The sequence below is a fragment of the Syntrophales bacterium genome, from assembly GCA_023229765.1.
Taxonomy (GTDB): domain Bacteria; phylum Desulfobacterota; class Syntrophia; order Syntrophales; family UBA5619; genus DYTH01.
In genome coordinates, this window is sequence record JALNYO010000001.1 from 245,968 (window position 1) to 264,887 (window position 18,920).

General features: G+C 48.3%; 15 protein-coding genes and 1 other RNA gene. 14 read left to right on the top strand and 2 right to left on the bottom strand.

Features of this window, described 5'->3' with window-relative positions:
- Window positions 1-86: 86 nt before the first annotated feature.
- The 3 genes from pheT to M0P74_01305 all read left to right on the top strand — a co-directional run bounded on the left by pheT (window position 87) and on the right by M0P74_01305 (window position 3,308).
- The gene (gene pheT / locus M0P74_01295) at window positions 87-2,498 is read left to right on the top strand and encodes a phenylalanine--tRNA ligase subunit beta (GenBank protein ID MCK9362228.1); all 2,412 of its coding nucleotides are present in this window, start codon (window positions 87-89) and stop codon (window positions 2,496-2,498) included.
- Window positions 2,499-2,526: 28 nt separating this feature from the next.
- Window positions 2,527-2,802 (top strand): integration host factor subunit alpha, encoded by a 276-nt coding sequence (locus M0P74_01300; protein MCK9362229.1) that lies wholly within the window; start codon window positions 2,527-2,529, stop codon window positions 2,800-2,802.
- Between the two features lie 170 nt (window positions 2,803-2,972).
- On the top strand, window positions 2,973-3,308 hold the full coding sequence (locus M0P74_01305; GenBank protein MCK9362230.1) for a MerR family transcriptional regulator: 336 nt from the start codon (window positions 2,973-2,975) through the stop codon (window positions 3,306-3,308).
- Between the two features lie 93 nt (window positions 3,309-3,401).
- Here M0P74_01305 and M0P74_01310 read toward each other — a convergent pair whose 3' ends face one another.
- Window positions 3,402-3,641: a PxxKW family cysteine-rich protein gene (locus tag M0P74_01310; protein MCK9362231.1), complete on the bottom strand. Its 240-nt coding sequence runs from the start codon at window positions 3,639-3,641 to the stop codon at window positions 3,402-3,404.
- A 418-nt stretch (window positions 3,642-4,059) separates the two neighbouring features.
- Here M0P74_01310 and M0P74_01315 point away from each other — a divergent pair, with 418 nt between their 5' ends.
- The 4 genes from M0P74_01315 to M0P74_01330 are packed head-to-tail and all read left to right on the top strand — an operon-like array spanning window position 4,060 to window position 9,525.
- A complete protein-coding gene (locus tag M0P74_01315) occupies window positions 4,060-4,791 on the top strand; it encodes a PTS system mannose/fructose/sorbose family transporter subunit IID (GenBank protein ID MCK9362232.1) in 732 nt (243 codons plus the stop codon).
- A gap of 1 nt (window position 4,792) precedes the next feature.
- Window positions 4,793-5,062, top strand: coding sequence for an HPr family phosphocarrier protein (locus M0P74_01320; GenBank protein ID MCK9362233.1), 270 nt, complete (start codon window positions 4,793-4,795; stop codon window positions 5,060-5,062).
- A 22-nt stretch (window positions 5,063-5,084) separates the two neighbouring features.
- The gene (gene ptsP, locus M0P74_01325) at window positions 5,085-6,863 is read left to right on the top strand and encodes a phosphoenolpyruvate--protein phosphotransferase (protein MCK9362234.1); all 1,779 of its coding nucleotides are present in this window, start codon (window positions 5,085-5,087) and stop codon (window positions 6,861-6,863) included.
- 22 nt (window positions 6,864-6,885) lie between these two features.
- A complete protein-coding gene (locus tag M0P74_01330) occupies window positions 6,886-9,525 on the top strand; it encodes a 1-acyl-sn-glycerol-3-phosphate acyltransferase (GenBank protein ID MCK9362235.1) in 2,640 nt (879 codons plus the stop codon).
- 75 nt (window positions 9,526-9,600) lie between these two features.
- Here M0P74_01330 and eno read toward each other — a convergent pair whose 3' ends face one another.
- Window positions 9,601-10,896, bottom strand: a complete 1,296-nt coding sequence (gene eno, locus M0P74_01335) for a phosphopyruvate hydratase (protein ID MCK9362236.1) — start codon at window positions 10,894-10,896, stop codon at window positions 9,601-9,603.
- 240 nt (window positions 10,897-11,136) lie between these two features.
- On the opposite strand from eno, the gene M0P74_01340 reads away from it, so the two are divergent.
- From M0P74_01340 to flgB, 7 genes are all read left to right on the top strand, one after another.
- Window positions 11,137-11,895 carry a hypothetical protein gene (locus M0P74_01340; GenBank protein ID MCK9362237.1) on the top strand — a complete coding sequence of 253 codons (759 nt, stop codon included), beginning with the start codon at window positions 11,137-11,139 and terminating at the stop codon, window positions 11,893-11,895.
- A 45-nt stretch (window positions 11,896-11,940) separates the two neighbouring features.
- Window positions 11,941-12,414: an SsrA-binding protein SmpB gene (smpB, locus tag M0P74_01345; GenBank protein ID MCK9362238.1), complete on the top strand. Its 474-nt coding sequence runs from the start codon at window positions 11,941-11,943 to the stop codon at window positions 12,412-12,414.
- Window positions 12,415-12,577: 163 nt separating this feature from the next.
- Window positions 12,578-12,933: a transfer-messenger RNA gene (ssrA, locus tag M0P74_01350) on the top strand.
- A gap of 280 nt (window positions 12,934-13,213) precedes the next feature.
- Window positions 13,214-15,670, top strand: coding sequence for a tetratricopeptide repeat protein (locus tag M0P74_01355; GenBank protein MCK9362239.1), 2,457 nt, complete (start codon window positions 13,214-13,216; stop codon window positions 15,668-15,670).
- A complete protein-coding gene (locus M0P74_01360) occupies window positions 15,667-16,887 on the top strand; it encodes an ATP-binding protein (protein ID MCK9362240.1) in 1,221 nt (406 codons plus the stop codon). The genes M0P74_01355 and M0P74_01360 overlap by 4 nt, the downstream gene beginning before the upstream one ends.
- Window positions 16,888-16,977: 90 nt before the next feature.
- Window positions 16,978-18,342 (top strand): sigma-54 dependent transcriptional regulator, encoded by a 1,365-nt coding sequence (locus M0P74_01365; protein ID MCK9362241.1) that lies wholly within the window; start codon window positions 16,978-16,980, stop codon window positions 18,340-18,342.
- A gap of 197 nt (window positions 18,343-18,539) precedes the next feature.
- Complete coding sequence (gene flgB, locus M0P74_01370; protein MCK9362242.1) at window positions 18,540-18,920, top strand: flagellar basal body rod protein FlgB; 381 nt, start codon at window positions 18,540-18,542, stop codon at window positions 18,918-18,920.

The window sequence follows — 18,920 nt, forward strand, 5'->3', positions numbered from 1 at the left end:
TTGATTCTGTCGGCGCCGGGTATTGACGTTCAATGGTTTCCGCTGGATAAGTAAGATACGGGATTCGGCAGTCAGGGGTTTTTTATATGTTAGTCAGTCTCAAATGGCTTCGCGATTATCTGGATGTGGATCTTTCCCCGCAAGAGCTGGCGGATAAGCTTACCATGTCCGGTCTGGAAGTGGACTCTCTTAATATCAAAGAGCCCGCTTTCAGCGGGGTGAAGGTGGCAAGAATCGTGCGCATGTCGCCCCATCCGAATGCCGATAAATTGTCTCTGTGCGAGGTCTCTACCGGGCCTGTAAACTACCCGGTTGTCTGCGGGGCGAAGAACATAAAGGTTGGCGATACAGTTCCGCTGGCAACTGTCGGGGCGATTCTGCCCGGGGGACAGGTGATCAGCAGTACCAAAATCCGCGGCGAGGTTTCCGAGGGGATGCTCTGTTCCGAAGAAGAATTGCAAATCGGTTCGGATGCGTCGGGAATCATGCTGCTTCCGTCAGAACTTGCCTGTGGCGGCGATTTGGCGGAGGCCCTGGACCTTAGTGACGCAGTGCTTGATATCGGCGTTACCCCCAATAGATCAGACTGCCTTTCAATTATCGGAGTCGCCCGCGAAGTAGCCGCAATCACAGGGAAAAATGTTCATTATCCGGATTGCAGTGTTGTTGAAAATAATGACGATATTGCGAACATAACCTCCGTAACGATTGAGGATGGCGATCTTTGTCCCCGTTATACGGCGCGTGTCATCAAGGATGTCTGCATAGGCCCCTCGCCGTTCTGGCTGAAAAAAAGATTAGAGGCGGTGGGACTGCGTTCCATCAATAATATTGTAGATATAACCAATTTTGTGATGATGGAAACCGGACAGCCCCTCCACGCCTTTGATTTTGCGCTTCTTGCTGGCGGGAAAATAGTCGTAAGACGTTCCAGAGCTGGGGAAAATTTTGTTTCCCTCGACGGCAAGGAGCGACTTCTGCCGGCGGAGGCCCTGCTTATCTGTGACGCAGAAAAACCGGTTGCCATCGCCGGGGTGATGGGTGGAATCAATTCAGAGGTTAAGGATGACACAAAGACCATCCTGCTGGAAAGCGCCTATTTCAACCCCTCCTCCATCCGGCGCACTGCCCGCTCAATGGCAATGGGCACCGATGCTGCCTTTCGCTTTGAACGCGGAATCGATCCGGAGGGCTCTGTCCGGGCTCTTGACAGGGCTGCGGGGCTGATGGCCGAATTGGCGGGGGGAAATATCTGTTGGGGGATCATCGATCAGCATCCTGTAAATGTCGCTGTTGCCCGGGATATCGTTCTTGGTTTGAAAAAAGTGAATAAGATCATAGGTACGGCTGTATCTATCGATGAAGTTAAAGCAATCCTTGAGGGTTTGGAGATGACTGTCAGGGAAGCTGAAGAAGATTTTTTCCTTGTTACCCCTCCATCCTGTCGCGTGGATATTGCGCGGGAAATAGATTTGATAGAGGAAATCGCCCGCCTTTTTGGCTATGACCGAATTCCCGCTACCTTACCGCTTGTTTCGGTAATTGCTGAGGAGCCGGGTAACAAGAAAAGAAGGGCGGAGGCGGCAATCCGCCAGATTATGAACGGGGCCGGCTATACGGAGGTGATAAACTACAGTTTCATCCATCCCTCCTCAGTGGACGATCTCTTGCTGGCCCCGACCGATGAGCGGAGGCGCCAGGTGCGCATTAAAAATCCGCTTACCGAAGAGCAGTCCGCCATGCGTACCACGATGCTTTACAGCCTGCTTAAAAATGTATCGAAAAACAGTGATTTGGGCCGCTCCGACCTGAATATTTTTGAAATCGGCAGGACATACATAGGCTCTCAGGAAGGGAAACAGCCCCAGGAGTTTAACAAGGCGGCTTTTTTAGTGACCGGACAAAGATACGAGCAGCGATGGCATTTCCCGGATTTGAAGGCGGATTTTTATGATTTAAAGGGGTGCGTGGAGAACATATTGGAGGTATTGAAAGTTGCGAGCCCTTCTTATCGCGCCGCTTGCGGAGAGCCGTTTCTTCATCCCGGCAAATCCTGCGAGGTCTTCAGCGAGGAGGCGAGAATCGGATATTTGGGGGAGATTCATCCGGATGTGCTTTCCCGTTTCGGTGTTGCCGGTCCGATCGTGGCTTGTGAGTTTGATCTGGACATGATGATTGCGCAAGCTGCCGCAAAAATGGTCTTTGCCGACATACCCAGGTTCCCGGCAAGTTCGCGCGATGTAGCCTTTCTTACGCGCCGCGAAATAGAGTCCGGCGAGCTGCTTGCTGCCGCGCAAAAAACAAACGAAGAATTGCTTGAAAAAGTTGAGATATTTGATGTATATGAGGGCAAAAATGTTGCAGAGGGAACCAAGAGTCTGGGATTGAGGTTTTTGTATAGAAGCGCGGATAGAACATTGACGGATGACGAAGTAAATGCTGTTCATTCAAGGGTTGTGGAAAGAGTAATTAATGCGTCAGGGGCGTTGATAAGATAGTTAAGGAGCAATCATTCAGGAGGGGAAAATGACAAAGATCGATATTATTCAAAACGTGTATGAAAAACTGGGGTTTTCCAAAAAGGATTCAGCAAAGATAGTCGAGTCTGTTTTTGAAATAATCAAAGACAAGCTGGCGGAGGGGGATAAAATAAAAATTTCCGGATTTGGAAATTTTGCAGTTAAGGACAAAAAATCCCGCCGGGGCAGAAATCCCCAGACTGGCGAGGAGATTGCCATTTCGGCGCGGAAGGTGTTGACATTCAAGTCCAGCCAGGTTCTGCGCAAGGCCCTTAACGACTAACACCGGATGCGGTGTTGGGGCGCCTTGAATAATTAATTTATCTTCATGCCCGGATCGGGCTCGACGAATGATGGAAAAACTCCACCCCCTCGCGTTTGATGGAAGAGAAATGGTTTGGGGTGTTTTTCATAAAATGTTGATAATCTGGCTCGTCGCATTGGAAGTGGCTGATGGACACCGTTCCCGACAAGACCTTTTTTCGTATCGGCGAGGTAAGCAAAATTCTGGGTGTGCCTCCTTACGTGGTACGCTATTGGGAATCGGAGTTTAAAGAGGTAAAGCCGTCTCGCACCCGCTCCGATCAGCGTCTTTACAAGCGTCAGGATGTCCTGAATTTGCTGGTTATAAAAAGGCTTCTGTATGAGGAGAAATTCACCATTGATGGGGCTAGAAAACATCTGCGGGGCAGCAAGCGCGCTGATGGGGCCTCCGGCGGTTTGTCGCATGGCGAGCTAATCGAAGAAATCAAGGATGGTCTGCTTTGGATCAGAAATAAAGTAGATTGAGCGGAAGAAAAACCACTGTCAGTGTTTGTAATGCCAAAAGAGCCGTTGAGAACGAAATGTTTTCAACGGCTCTTTTGGTCTGAAACCCAGGATTTATTTTTTGTTTGCCCTTTTTGATGCCTTCAAAGGGTTTATTTTCTGTTGAGCTTCCTTGGTGTCTGCCTTGAGGTGGGTTGCCGTTGGGCATTTGCCGGTTCGCCATTTGGAGGCAGGATCGGGATAAACCCCGCAGTAAGTCACTGCCTCATATTGAACCGCCTTTGTGCAGCCTTCGCATTTGTCAATTACCGGATTGCATTGTCCACCCGGGTAGCCACACCCCTTCTTTGCCATGAAAGCACACTCAATCCCTTTTTTAACTGTGTCACAAATCATTCTTTTATACCTCGTCCTTTCTCTATTTATTCCATTTGAAGAAAAATTACCTTAAAAAACCGACCTGCTTCCCAAAACATTCTGGAAAACCCAGGCCGGTTGATTGCCTTCCTAAACATGCGGCTGGCTATCAGAACAAATGCTTTATGTCAAGAAAAATTATGGCAGAAAACTTCCTTGCTTATACTGCCATATTAAAATATCCCTGCATTCTGGCGAATAGATTGACTTGCAAAACCGTTTGTGTTAGGCAAATCCATGTCTCGGTCGGGGGAGCAGATGGCTTCGCGATTATAGGCGCCTAACAGGCTGCTTTTAGTGGTGGAACCATCCGCTCTTGTCCGAAAACCTGAATCAGTGCGTGGTGGTTCTTCTGATGAAAAAAGCAGCGATGCTCGGTATTTTTTTTCGTTCACTGACCATTCAGATTTCCTTTAATTTTCATACTATGCAAGGCATGGGTTTCGCCTTTTCCATGCTGCCCTTGATGTGCTCAAGAAAAAAAAGTGAACTTAAGGAGAAGGAAGTTTTTCTTTTGAGACATTTGCAGATGTTCAGTACGAACCCGTATCTCGTTCCCGCAGTTGTCGGTTCCGTTGTTAGGATTGAGGAAGATGGCGAAAGGGGGCGTGAAGCAGAGGATCTCAAAAAGGCGCTGATGGGTCCGTATGCCGCAATCGGCGATTCATTTTTCTGGGGAGCGCTGCGTCTGTTTTCTTCAGCATGGGCGGTGTTGTTGGCAGTATTCGGAAGTTTTTATGCCCCGCTTATTTTTCTTATGCTCTTTTCGCCCGCACAGTTAATGGTTCGGGTGGGCGGGTTTTTCCATGGTTTTTGTTCGGGATGGGGTGGCTTCAATTATATTCGCGCTCTTGACCTTCCCCGGGAGTCGGAGATGCTGCGTTATGGGGCGCTATTTATATTGAGCATTGTGGGCGCTGTTTTATCCGTCTCTGTTGAATATTCGGGTCAGTTGCTGCCGCAACATGTCGGTTATATTATTGGTTCCGTAATTTTTTTAATCTCTTTAGTGGGGGGGCGGCGAGCAATCTCTTCAGAGAAGCTCCTCTACGGGATTGCCATATTTTGCATGGTGCTTTCTATCTGATATGAATATAGCTAAAACATTTGAAATAAAGAACAAGTTGGGGATTCATGCCCGGGCAGCCGCAAAGATCGTGGAAACAGCCAATCGCTTTAACGCGGACGTAGTTCTGGAAAAGGACGGCTACGAGGTAAACGGGCGCAGCATTCTTGACATTCTTACCCTTTACTGTCCCAAGGGGAGCCGCTTGACAGTTCGTCTTATGGGAGTGGACGCGGCAGAGGCGATGGAAATGCTCTCCATTCTTATCGATGGGAAGTTCGGTGAGATTTGATGGTAGGAAACTGAGGGATTGCATGGACGACGATAAAACCAAAACTTTTGTTATGAAGGGAATAGGCGTCTCACCTGGGGTTATTATAGGAAAGGCGCATCTCTTCAACAGGATGGACATACAGGCGCCGTTCTGCAAACTCAGCGATGCGGATTTGATCCCAGCTGAGATTGATCGTTTTCTGGAGGCTCTGCACGAATCGGAAACACAGCTTCTTGAACTGAAAAAAAAGCTCGTTGATTCCGGTGGCGGCATGGAACCGCTTTATATCATTGATGTCCACATCATGATCATGCGCGATCAGAAGTTTATAGACCTGACGATGCAAAACATCCGGGAGATGTCCGTCAGCGCCGAATGGGCGGTGCGGATGACGCTGGAAAAGTATCAGGAGATGTTTGACCGGATGGAGGATGATTACCTCCGGGGCCGCATAACCGACATTCAGCATGTGGGCCAGAAAATTATCAATAACCTTGCCTGCAAACATCATGCTCCGCTCGAGCTGCCGGAAGGGGTCGTTATAATCGCCTCTGATTTGTCTCCTGCCGATACAGCTCAGCTCAAGATCGATAAGGTGCTGGGATTTGCCACGGATGTGGGGGGGAAGACTTCCCATACGGCCATTGTTGCTCGTTCGATGGAGATACCGGCAGTTGTCGCCCTGAAAAGCATTACCAGTGCAGTCAGTACAAACGATGACATTATCATCGATGGTTCATCCGGAGTGGTCATTGTCAATCCCGATCCTGAGATCAGGAGGCGGTATGAATGGAAGAAAAAACTCTACGAAAAGGCGCAGGATGATCTGCTGGATTACGCAGGTCTGCCTGCTGTAACAAAGGATAATCACAGGGTGGAGATCGGAGGAAATATTGAATTTATTGAAGAAATTCCCTCGGCTATTCATCACGGAGCGGAAGGTATCGGCCTTTACCGCACGGAATTTATCTATATAAACCGACAGGAACTGCCGGACGAGGAGGAACATCTGGCCAATTACCGTTCTGTCGTAGGGGTGGAAGGACTTTCCTGGGCGACGATCCGCACCTTTGATCTGGGGGGCGACAAATTTTTTCCGGATAAAAAAAGTTTTCATGAAATGAATCCGCAGCTCGGGATGAGGGCAATCAGGTTTTGCCTGAAGGAGAAAGAGCTTTTTAAGGTTCAGTTACGTGCAATCCTGCGGGCCAGCGTTTATGGGAAACTGCGGATCATGTTTCCGATGATTTCCGGGATAGAGGAGATCAGGGAGGCGAAAAGCATCCTGGCCGAGGTGAAAAACGACCTGTTGTCGGAAGGGATCCAATTAGGGGAGAAAATTGAAACAGGAATCATGATCGAGATCCCCTCGGCGGTCATTATTGCCGACCAGCTGGCCAGGGAGGTTGATTTTTTCAGTATCGGCACCAATGACCTTATCCAGTACACGCTGGCTATTGACCGCATTAACGAGCAGGTAAGTTATCTTTATGAACCTCTGCATCCGGCGGTGTTGCGACTGATCAAGAGCGTTGTCGATGCCGGTCACAATGCCGGGATAAGGGTGGCGATGTGCGGCGAGATGGCGGGAGAGCCGGCCTATACGATGATTCTTGTCGGAATGGGACTCGACGAGCTAAGCATGAACCCGCTGGCAATTCCCCGGGTGAAGAAGATCATCAGGGGGATTACCTTAAAGGCGGCCGAGTTCCTTCTCGAAAAGGTGTTGTCCCTTTCGTCGTTAGAGGAAATAAAGACCTTTGTCGGAGAAGAGATGCGCAAGCGTTTTCCTGAAGATTTTTCCGAAATCAGCCAGTGAAGTGACCGGAAGAAGGGGAATAATGTCCGTTCTGTCAAGAATAAAAGGGGGTACTGCTGAGATCGGCGTTCGCCATGCGGGGAGCATTTATCGGGAGCAAAACTTTCCTTTTTCATTGCTTGTTCACAAGGTGCTTTCACGAGTAGCGGTCTCTGACGAGATAGTTGAAAAGCTGCAATCAATCGCTCAAAAGGGTGTTGTTGTCTATGTTCTAAAAAACAAAAGTCAGCTCAACAGCCTGATTATAAGAGAGCTTGCGCTTCGCAAAGGAATTCCCGAACCTGTTTACAGCCATGATGTCAACATGATAATCTGGCAGCCTTTTTACGAGGCACTGAGGGTAATAAGCTCCCATCTCACCCACTGGGTAATGAGAAAAAAAACGATTAATTTAGAAAGGATGAATCATCTCGATAAGCTTGTCCGCGCCGGGAAAACCGTTATTATCCACCTTGGGGAATCGGAGATATTCGAAAATCACTTTGTTGAAGAGACGCTCAAACGGTTGCTCGAGATTCAGGAGAGTTCAGCCGTGCCGATATATCTGTGCCCGGAACTGATCACATACGGAAGAAGGCGGGAGAAAGAGAACGAAAATATTTTCAATATTCTCTTCGGCCAGAGCGACTCGACAGGATCGCTGCGCCGGTTTATAACATTTTTGAGGTACGCAAGCAGGGTCTCTGTTATTTCAACCGAACCGGTCAATCTCGCAGAATATATAAGCGCGGACGCGGATATAAGTCGCGAGTCTCTGGCGCGCCAGCTTCGGGAGGAGCTGATCGGCAGGATCGATGAAGAAAAGGAGGCGATAGTCGGGCCGCTCCTGAAGTCCCGGGACGAGATAACGGAAATGATCATGCAGGATAAAGAGATGATCTCGTTCATGGTAGAAATGGCGGCGAAAGGAAAGAAGGGCGGAGGCAATTTACCGGCAATCAAAAAGACGGCCAGAAGATACCTCCGTGAAATTTCCTCCGATTACAGCGAAACAGCGGTAGAAATCTGGGCAAATATTCTCACCTGGCTCTGGAACAACATTTATGACGGGGTTGTAGTGGATGGCGATGGCCTCGCAAAGATTAGGCAGGTTTCCAAAAAGATGCCTTTTGTTATCATTCCCTGCCACCGCAGCCATTTCGATTATCTTCTGCTTTCCTACATATTTTACAAAAACAACATCCAGATGCCGTTTGTAGCCGCGGGTAACAATCTTGCTTTTTTCCCCATGGGTTACATTTTCCGAAAATCGGGCGCCTTCTTTCTGCGGAGAAGTTTCAAGGGCAATGGTCTCTACGCCGAGGCATTAAACCGCTATGTCCAAGCCCTTCTCAAAGAGGGGCTTCCCCTCGAATTTTTCATCGAGGGCGGGCGCAGCCGGACCGGAAAAATGGTGATGCCCAAGTATGGGCTTCTTTCCATGATCATCGATGCCTATCAGGAGAAGGCATGTGAAGATCTGGCGGTGGTTCCTGTTTATATTGGTTACGACCGGGTGATCGAGGAGAAGGCCTATCTTGAGGAGCTCGGAGGCGCTCCCAAGGAGAAGGAGAAGGCTACCGCTATGATCAGGAGCGGCGGCCTCCTGCGAAAAAGATATGGCCGTGTCTATATGAATGTCGGTGAACCTATTCTGCTGAAGTCCTACTTGGCCGCTCAAGAGAAACCTATGCAGGAGATGACGGTTGGGGAACGCCAGAGACTCTACCGGCAAATCGGCTATAAGGTTGTCCGTGAGATCAACGAGGTTTCTGTGGTGACTCCCCTTTCGCTGACCGCAGCCGCCCTTTTGTGTTACGACCGGCGGGGCATCTCTCTTGGGGAACTAACGGAAGTAATTGGGCTTTTTTACAAATGCCTCTCTTATTGCCGGGCGCCGTTCGCAATGACCTTTGCCGACCGGGAGAAGGCTATTTCGGAAGCATTGAATCTCTTTGCTCAGTCCGGGCTCATATCCCGCATGGGGGCAGAGGATGAAGAGGAAGAAGACGTTGAGGAGGTTGTTTATTCGCTGGAGGATGACAAGCGCTTAAATCTTGAGTACTACAAAAACAATATCCTGCATTACTTTATTCCTTTCAGCTTTGTCGCGACATCCATTCTGGCGACAGCGGAAGATATGATTCCCGTGAATAGAATTCATAATGATTTTATTTTCTTCAAGCGTCTTTTCCGACATGAATTTATCTTTGATGACCAGAAAGACAGTCTTGAAGAACTTAAGGAGTTACTTTGCTATTTTTACGATCAGGGTATGATCGATATGTTTGACCGGGATGAAAAGTCCTGGATAGAGGTCAAGGGGCTGGGGAGAACGAAACTTTTGCCCTTCTCCGGCCTTGTGCAGAATTATACCGAATCTTACTGGGTAGCAATCAGGGGATGTTACCATCTGAAGAAAGGACCGAAAGCGGAAAAAGAGTGGCTCAAGAATCTCCGCGGCTTGGGGGAGAGGATGTACCGCAAAGGAGAGATAAGAAGGGCGGAGGCTCTTTCGCAGTCGAACTACCAGAGCGCAATACGATACCTGCAGGATGTTAGCATCATTACCATTCAGGAAGTGCCGGAAAAGGGAGAAAAGAGATTGACCAGGCGCTATGCGCTGGCGGAAAACAAGGTGCAAATGGAGTCGCTGCGCCGCCGCCTGTTTAAATTTCTCTGAAAAAACACAACCAGGCGGTGCTTTCCTTAGCTTATAAGGATTAGCACCGACAGGTTGTTTGTTGCGCCAAAGCTGTTATTTTTTACCCCGGATCGAATACAGAACCGCTTTACCCCGGTAAATCGCCGCATCGCCCAGCTCTTCTTCGATTCTCAGCAACTGGTTGTACTTCGCCAGTCTTTCCGTTCTTGACGTGGAACCGCTTTTGATCTGCCCGCAGTTGGCAGCGACGGCGATATCGGCCATCGAGGTGTCTTCCGTCTCCCCCGACCGGTGCGAGACGACCGTTGTAAAGCCCGACTCGTGGGCAAGCTTGATTGTCGCAAGCGTTTCCGTCAGTGTGCCGATCTGGTTAAGTTTGATGAGAATGGAGTTTGCCGCCCCGAGTTCGATGCCTTTCTTAAGACGTTTGGGGTTGGTAACAAAAATATCATCGCCGACAATCTGAATTTTTCCGCCGAGGGCCTCCGTCATCATTTGCCAACCATCCCAATCGTCTTCGGCAAGGCCGTCCTCGATGGAGACAATCGGGTACTTTTTCAAGAGGGCGGCGTAATACTTTACCATCTCCTCGGATGTTTTTTCCGGCTTCTTCTCCGCTCTCATGATGTATTTGCCTTTACTGTAGAGCGAGCTGGCGGCGGTGTCGATTGCGATCGCGCAATCCCTGCCCGGCTCGTACCCGGCCTTTTCGATGGCCGCAACAATGAGCGCGAAGGCCTCCTCATTGGATTTGAGATTGGGGGCAAATCCGCCCTCATCCCCGACTGAGGTGTTGTAACCCTTTGTTTTGAGGACTGCCTTCAGATTATGAAATACCTCGGCAACCATGCGGATGCCTTCGCGGAAACTCGTCGCTCCTACCGGCATGGCCATGAATTCCTGGATGTCAACGTTATTGTCGGCATGCTGGCCGCCGTTGATGATGTTGGCCATAGGCACCGGAATTTCATGGGCGATGACGCCGCCGACGTAGCGGTAAAGCGGCAGCTCCAGAACCTCCGCTCCTGCCTTCGCGCAGGCCAGAGAGACGCTGAGAATGGCATTGGCGCCCAGTTTCCCCTTGTTTTCCGTCCCGTCGAGCGAGATCATCTGCATGTCGATTTCCCGTTGATTCAGGCAGTCCATCCCGATAATTTCCGGCGCTATCTTGTCCATGACGTTGTTTACGGCCTTCAAGACGCCCTTACCCAGATAGCGTTTTTTGTCACCGTCCCGCAACTCCACGGCTTCATGTTCACCGGTCGAAGCTCCGGACGGCACTGACGCCCGGGCTGTAATTCCGGAGGCAATGGTTACCTCGGTTTCGATTGTCGGATTCCCTCGTGAATCGAGAATTTCTCTGGCGTTGATGCTGATGATTTCTGTCATTGTTGCCTCCTTTTTTGTTATAGGTTGGAAAAATATTGCATTGTCTCCGAAACTGCAATCATGGGTGGCGGGGGGGTGATAATTATTTGTCCCTGCCATTCTTGTAGCGAAGATATACAGACGTATGCTTTTCTATACCAACAGGCGATGCTTTTCAAGCCGATTTTTCCCGCCAGCAACGAAAGTTTCTTGCTATGGCGGGCAACGTCAAGTAGAATCGTGTAAACTGGAGTGGGTGCGTTGGAAAACGGGATAAAAAGGACGAAATTGTTTCTTCATTTGAAGAAATGGCTGGAAAGAGCAGTACTGGATTACGGGATGATCTCCGCCGGAGACAAGGTGCTAGTTGGCGTTTCCGGCGGGGTGGACAGTATGGCTCTGCTGAGTCTGCTGAATACCCCGATGCTCTATCTTCCCCCTTTTTCCGTCATGGCTGTCCATATCGATCTGGGTTTCGACCCGCAGGATATTGGCGCCGGGGTTCTTGCCCGCTGGCTTCAGGAGGGGGGCTATGATTTTGTCATTGACAGGACGGATATCGGGCTGCTTTCTCATAGCGACTACAACCGTAAGAACCCCTGTTTCCTGTGTTCCCGGCTTCGCCGCAAGCGGATCTTCGAGATAGCCGAACAACATGGCTGCAACAAGATCGCCTTTGCCCATCATCGGGATGACATCATCGAAACCCTCCTGATCAATATTTTTTATGGGAGGGAGATAAGCACGATGGTTCCCGATCAGCCGATTTTCGGGGGAAAACTGCATATCATCCGGCCGCTCGCATATATGAAGGAAGCGCTGGTGAAGAAGTTTGCCGCGGAACAGGGATTCCCTGTTACTGAAGAGCTCTGTCCTACCAGCTCTGTTTCCCGCCGCCGCTACATAAAGGATATGCTCAAAAAACTTGCCGAGGAGAATCCTGAGATAAAGGAGAATATCTGGAAGTCAATGGGCCATGTCAAAACCGATTATCTTCCGGCAAAGCTGGGCGGAAAATGATATAAAAATTAGACCTTTGTTGAATTGACAGGGGAGAGGGGAAAAATGAAGGAAAAAAAGGAGATGGGGGAAAAATCCATCTGTCAGAACAAGATGGCAAGGTTGAACTACTTTATCGATGAAACCTATGAGGCGGGGGTTGTCCTGCAGGGGACCGAGGTCAAGGCCCTCCGCGATGGCCGGGCCAACATCAAGGACAGCTATGCCAATATCAGAGAGGGGGAGCTTTTTCTCTACGATTTGCACATAAGCCCCTATTCGCACGGAAACCGGGAGAATCACAACCCGCTGCGGGTTCGGAAGCTGTTGCTGCACAAGAGCGAGATTAAACGGCTTTACGGAAAGTTTCAGGAGAGGGGGCTCTCGCTGATCCCGTTGCGGATGTACTTCCGCAATGGAAAAATCAAGGTGGAGATCGGCGTCGGCCGGGGAAAGAAGCTCTATGACAAACGTGAGGATATGAAGCTCAAGGAGGACCGCCGGGCGATTGAGCGGGGGCTGCGGGAGAGGAACCGATAGGGCGTATTCTATAAGTCAGCCGCAGGGGTTTATATATTATACGAAGACGGTTTCATGAAGAGATATTGCATGTTTGACATCACATGTATTATATCAGCTTGACATAAAAGGAAAAGATGCATAGGCTAAAGCCAAGAAGTTTTCAGTGTTTATTAAAGATATTGGGGGCGTCCCGGTTTCGACGGGGATATTTGAAGTTGCATAAGCGTACCGAGGTTCCTGCAGGCCTCGTAAAACAGGCAGGAAAACATAATCGCAGATAATTACGATTACGCTTTAGCCGCTTAGTCGGCTAACGTTCCCCCGCTCCCGCCTGTCGGATCGGTTTGGGGGCGTCATGAAGGCAGGATAACCGCTCTTGCAAGCCTGGGGCAAGGGGGGCGAAAAATAAACAGGATAGCGATCGCGGGATCCTGCTTCCGGGAGCCCGCAAAAGCGAAATCCAAATCAGAAGATACGTACGTAGAAAGTGCAATGGAAGGTTTCCGGACGCGGGTTCGACTCCCGCCGCCTCCACCAGGTTAGAAAGAAAACCCGCCTCTCGGGAGCAAAAATCCCGGGCGGCGGGTTTTCTCTTTTTACCTCTGGACCAATTTCATTTATTTTCACTTCCCCGAGCTTGCCATTCCCTTGAGGGAAGCTTATATACTTGCATACTTTTATGGTACTGCTAATTTTTTACAATGGCGGTTGAGAGGAAACGGAGCAACCGCTACTTAGTATTTTTTTCTGAATGCTTGGTTCAATAATTGCATGCATATTCAGGCGGTGGCGATTATGTTTTCATCCTGGTAGCGTTATGAAACGAATTATAATTTTTGCTTTGCTGTTAATTGGCTGCTTATTATCCCCGTCCGAGGGTGTGACGGGCGCAAATGAAGGTATTTATTACAGCATTCATAATGGTTCCTACCGCACGGAAAAAAGCGCTCGTCAGTATGCCGATTCACTCAAGAAGCAGGGCATTCCGGTCTTTATAGACAAGGTAGAAATATCTGAAAAAGGTACATGGTACCGGGTTTATGCCGGCAAGTACGGGGATCTGAAAAAAGCGAAGAGCGCAATCGCTGCATTGAAAAAGAAAAATATCGGGGGATTGGGGCCTATCAGGAAGTTTTATGTAGTTGATTCCGCAGGACTTGCTCCTCAGGATGCAAAGGCAAATAAAGGGAAGGCGCTGCCTATTGCCGGGAATACCTCCTTAAACGCAAAGGTTGAGGAACTAAAAGCTTCAGAAATAAAAGTTGAAGTGGAGAAGGATAGAATTCCCGAGAAGGGCAGTCCTCCGGCAGATGCGAACAGCCCAAAAATAGAATCGGCGGCAGCCAATTCCATTATCGATCAGGCTGGTAGAGCTTTTCAAGAGAGACGCTTTTCAGAAACCATAGAACTTCTGAATAGTTTTGCAAGTCCGGGACATCCTGATAAGCGCTCAGCGGAAGCGGCGCTACGCATGATCGCCGACTCATGGTATGGAATCGGGGAAAAAGGCGATTCTCAAGCTTTGCTCAAGAGCGTTGATCATTACAAAATGGTTTTTGATCGTTACCCTGATCCGGCCTCAGGAAACGACATTGCTTACTACAAAATGGCAAAAAGTTATCAGAAATTAAATTTTTTTTATGAGGCGGCAGCGGCCTGGGAGGGTATAGTTTTGCACTATCCCGACTCTCCCTTTGCTGAAGAGGCTTTTTTCCAAAGCGGGTACGCACTTGTTTCTACGGGGAAAAAAGAAAAAATATTCGAAAAATTATCCAGATATATAAAAAAATATCCCAACGGCATTTTTGCCAAGCAGGCATATTTCACGATCGGCGATACCCTTTCCAGACTGCGCGATTTTGATCAAGCTGTTAAATGGTTTGACTCGGCGAGAAAAAAGTGGCCGGATTTATCCGATCTGCCCGAGCATGTGATGGATAGCATGGGCAATAGTTATTTTGCCCTGGCAAGATATGATGATGCCTTTCAGACATCCTCGGTTCTGGCAAATCTTTATCCAAACGATGATTTTGGGAAAAACGCCTTTTTTACCATGGCACAGGCAGCCGATAAGAACGGATATGTCCATCTGGCGGTCAAACTTTATGGTCTATTTATAAAAAAATATCCGCAAACCAAGGAAGCTGGGGCAAGTGAGCTGGCGCTGGCGAAGCTGGGCCTGGAAAATCCAGGGCTTAAGTTGTCGGCGAATATCTGGAATGTTGATAGTTATTTGCACCCTCTGCAAACTTACGACAGGATTCTGGCGAAAGGGGGGGCAGGGGATTTGGAACGGGTAATGTTCTGGAGAGGAAAGGCACTTGAGAAAAATGGAGATGTCCGGGGCGCTTTAGATAATTATTTAGAAATGTTAAACAAGTATCCGCGGGGAAAATTCATTGATGAGGTTTTGCAGAACATGAAAACTTCTGTCGCAGCGCTTGTCGATAGCAGTTATGCGAAGAACGATTATCCGGCAGTAGCTGATCTGTATTTCAAACTGCGGGGAAAAGTTACCCTCTCCGAGGATTACGCAACCGGGTTTAAAATTGGCAGGAGCTTGCAGCATATTGGGATTTACAGAGAGGCAAGGGGCATATATAATGAATTAATTGATGTCAGAAAAGATGGTCATGACGACGAACTTTTGATAGCCCTTGCCGAGGTGGATATTGCGTTGAAGGATAGCGTTGCCGCTGAATATAAACTACGTCAACTTTCCGGCAGGAGGCTAATGGGCAATAATAAAATGCTGCCAAACGTGACAAGAAGGCTGGCCGATCTTTATTTGGCGTTAGGAAATTTTGAGAAGGCGGCAGCCATTTACTATGAGGTTATCAAACAGGGCGGGCAACGGGACGCTGGTCTTTATTTGAATTATGGCCGCTGCCTGGCAGCCAAAAAAATGACGGGCGAGGCGCAGAAAATATTTCTTACAGCCCTTGAGTATTGTGAAAGCAACCGTGACGGTTGTGATAATTCTATTTTATCAGAAATATACGCCGGTGTTGGGGATGTTTACGGGCGACAGAATAATTTCGATAAAGGGGTTGCCATGTATCGCAAAGCTCTGGAATATGTTTCTGACCAGGAAAGCAAAAGATGGTTGATGTTGCGAATCGGGAAGGCATATAGCGCTATGGATGATTTGGGGGCGGCGGAGAAATCTTTTTCCCAGATTAAAGGGGTTCCTGATGGCGACTTCTGGCCGGGGATAGCTGATTATTTTATTTCGCAAAGCTCGAGGGGGCTGGATAGCAGAGGCAAACAATGAATGAAATAATGTCACTAAAAAAATTATTGGAAAATTTTAACGCCTCGACCGATTCTCTCAAACGTTCTTACGCCGATCTTGAAGCAAAATTTACGAATATCAATACTGAACTGGAAAAAAAGAACATAGACCTTGAACGTTCCGTCTCCGAAAAGGAGGAAATTAAAAATTATCTCCAAAACATTCTCGAAAGTTTGACCGATGGGGTCATTGTTACCGACATTGAAGGCAAAGTCCAGCGTCTTAACAGGTCTGCCGGAATATTTGCAGAGATCGAGGAAGGCGATGCAAAAGGAAAACATATCTGGGTCGTTTTAGACATTCCTGAAACTGAACAAAAAAAAGGCAGTTCATTTTCTGAATATTTATCGATGCTAGACAAGAATAAAATCAAGCTGAAAGGCAGATCAATAGAAATATTCAGTTCTCTGCTTGCAACGAGAAATAACGAGGCGTCGGGGAATGTGCTGGTGCTTCATGATGTCACTCGGGTGGAAAGACTTGAGGAGATGGCGAAAAGGAGCGAGAAGTTTGCGCTTATGGCGGCAATGGCTGCCTACATTGCCGAAGAAATCCGGAATCCTTTAGGAAGCATTGAACTTTTTACCGGCTTGCTGATGAAGGATGTAACGGGGAAAAAAGATAGGCAGCGGCTGGAACAGATTGAGACAGCGGTACGGAGAATGGATTACAAGATCGCTAATCTACTTATGTTTACTCAAACAAGAGTTCCTGATATGGTACGGGTCGATATTAATGAAATGCTGAAAGAGGCATTGTCTTTTGCGGAATACATTGCTTCCCAGGGCAATATTGCGATTGATTGCCGCTTTACCGAAAGCGAGCCAAACGTTATTGGTGATGTGGAAATGCTCAAGCAGCTGTTTCTTAACATCATCCTCAACTCTATCCAGGCCATGCCGGAGGGAGGCAAGTTGCAGATAGAGACGAAAGTCTTCCAGGAGAGTAGTGCCGCCGGAGCGGCTGCTTATTACCTGGAGATAGTCTTTAAGGATAACGGGGCAGGCATTCCGGAAGCGAATATGCCAAAAATATTTGATCCCTTTTTCAGCACAAAAGAAGGAAGGTCTGGACTTGGCTTGACAATTGTTCATAATATTGTTCAGTTGCATAAGGGAACTGTTCACATAGAAGGCGCTGAAAGGGGGGGGACATTGGTAACCGTTCTGCTTCCGTACGATGTCAGGCCGCATTGAACACTGCCAATATTTTGGCGCAGCGAAAATTAAGAAGTTAAAAGTTGGCTTTTTGGGCATCATCAATAAATAAATCTACGACAGGTGGAGATGCAGCGGATCCTTGTAGTTGATGACGATTTTGCAATGAGAACAGCGCTTGCCGAGTCTCTGGAGAGTTGCGGCTTCGAAGTTGAGATGGCTGAAGACGGCGCTGTTGCCGTCAAAAAATTCCACAAGGTTGGTTTTGCGCTTGTAGTAACCGATCTGAGGATGCCGAAGATGACAGGGATTGATGTCCTACGGGCAGTTAAGAAGGTAAAGCCTCATACCCCGGTTATTATTATTTCGGCATATGGCACTGTACAAGACGCGGTTGAGGCGATGAAATATGGAGCGTCGGAGTTTCTGCTGAAGCCTTTTTCCCTCGAAGAACTGGAAACCAAGGTAAAGAATGTTTTGCGGGCCGATAAAGAAGACGAAATTGCCGGCGAGCAGCCGCTGGAAAAAAGCCAAAATTGGGCAATAATAACGCAAAATGAAAGAATTAACGCTATTCTGGGAATGTTGAAAAGTGTTGCCAAGAGTAAATCCACTGTCCTTATTTACGGGGAAAGCGGTACAGGGAAGGAGTTGTTTGCACGGTACATCTATACCAACAGCGACCGGGGGAAAGAACCTTTTGTTGCGGTAAACTGCGCCGCAATACCGCACAACCTGTTGGAAAGCGAAATGTTTGGCTATGAAAAAGGCGCCTTTACCGGCGCCCTGCAGCGAACCCCGGGGAAATTCGAGTTGGCAAACGGCGGGACACTGCTTTTGGATGAGATCAGCGAAATGGACATGGGGCTTCAGGCGAAGCTGCTGCGCGTTCTGCAGGAATCGGAGGTTGACAGAGTCGGGGGAAGAGCGCCGGTGCCTATTGACGTCCGGATTATTGCCACAACAAACGCAGACTTGTTGGAACGTGTCCGGGAAAAGAACTTTCGTCACGATTTGTACTATCGCTTGAATGTAATCCCGGTAAAGATTCCTCCCTTGCGGGAAAGAGGAAACGACATTAGACTTCTGATTGATCACTTTCTTAATAAAAACAGTAAACTAAATAGGAAGTCGCAACCGGAACTAACGAAAGAGGCGCTTGCGGCTATGCTTTCTTACCCATGGCCGGGCAATGTCAGGGAACTTGAGAACACGATTGAGAGGGCTTTTTTGGTTAGTGCGGATGGCGTTATAAGGGCGGAAAATCTTTATTTGGACAATAACGGCGGGACCGAGATGGCGCCCTTGGCGGAAAATAGAGGTGGAAGCGCTGCTTCATCAGGCACTATCAGCGATATGGAGAAGAAGCTTATCTTTGACACACTCAAGGCCGTTGCCGGCAACAAGTCCGAGGCAGCAAAGATATTGGGGGTAAGCATAAGGACGATTCGCAACAAACTGCACGAATATGGCGAAGCCGGCAGTGATGACTGAAAGCGTAAGCTTAATGTTCACAAAGCGTAAACTTACTGTTCATAAAAAAGGCGATAATGTTCCGGAGACGGGAATTTTTTTCCTCGGTATAAAGTATTGGGGCGATTCTTTAGCCAAAATAAGATAACTTATGCGTGGTAAAACAAGCGGGAAAAATGGCATATTGCTTGCATAAATGATGAAGGGGAGGATAGCCGATGAACGGACTTTTTGGTAAGACGATCGATCTTTTATCGAACATGCTCGATTTCCGGGCGGAACGTCATAAAGTGATCTCTTCTAATATAGCCAATTTGGATACCCCGGGTTACAAGCCGTCGTCACTTGATTTTAAGGGAAATCTTGACGAGATAATGAATAAAAACGAATCACTGGAAATTACGACAACGAATCCTCGGCACATAAAATCAGGGGGCGGAAAGGGCGGCGATTTTCAGGTCTCCCAGTCGGGAGAGAAGGTCGAAATTGATAAGGAGATGGCGGAACTGGCGGAAAACAATATTATGTATAATTTGGACGTGGAAATGCTGGCGAGAAAGTTTCGCGGATTGAACACAGTCTTAAAGGAGACAAAGTAA

Coding starts and splice junctions, on each gene's coding strand:
- pheT (MCK9362228.1), top strand. CDS start 87: ATGTTAGTCAGTCTCAAATGGCTTCGCGATTATCTGGATGTGGATCTT.
- M0P74_01300 (MCK9362229.1), top strand. CDS start 2,527: ATGACAAAGATCGATATTATTCAAAACGTGTATGAAAAACTGGGGTTT.
- M0P74_01305 (MCK9362230.1), top strand. CDS start 2,973: ATGGACACCGTTCCCGACAAGACCTTTTTTCGTATCGGCGAGGTAAGC.
- M0P74_01310 (MCK9362231.1), bottom strand. CDS start 3,641: ATGGCAAAGAAGGGGTGTGGCTACCCGGGTGGACAATGCAATCCGGTA.
- M0P74_01315 (MCK9362232.1), top strand. CDS start 4,060: ATGAAAAAAGCAGCGATGCTCGGTATTTTTTTTCGTTCACTGACCATT.
- M0P74_01320 (MCK9362233.1), top strand. CDS start 4,793: ATGAATATAGCTAAAACATTTGAAATAAAGAACAAGTTGGGGATTCAT.
- ptsP (MCK9362234.1), top strand. CDS start 5,085: ATGGACGACGATAAAACCAAAACTTTTGTTATGAAGGGAATAGGCGTC.
- M0P74_01330 (MCK9362235.1), top strand. CDS start 6,886: ATGTCCGTTCTGTCAAGAATAAAAGGGGGTACTGCTGAGATCGGCGTT.
- eno (MCK9362236.1), bottom strand. CDS start 10,896: ATGACAGAAATCATCAGCATCAACGCCAGAGAAATTCTCGATTCACGA.
- smpB (MCK9362238.1), top strand. CDS start 11,941: ATGAAGGAAAAAAAGGAGATGGGGGAAAAATCCATCTGTCAGAACAAG.
- M0P74_01355 (MCK9362239.1), top strand. CDS start 13,214: ATGAAACGAATTATAATTTTTGCTTTGCTGTTAATTGGCTGCTTATTA.
- M0P74_01360 (MCK9362240.1), top strand. CDS start 15,667: ATGAATGAAATAATGTCACTAAAAAAATTATTGGAAAATTTTAACGCC.
- M0P74_01365 (MCK9362241.1), top strand. CDS start 16,978: ATGCAGCGGATCCTTGTAGTTGATGACGATTTTGCAATGAGAACAGCG.
- flgB (MCK9362242.1), top strand. CDS start 18,540: ATGAACGGACTTTTTGGTAAGACGATCGATCTTTTATCGAACATGCTC.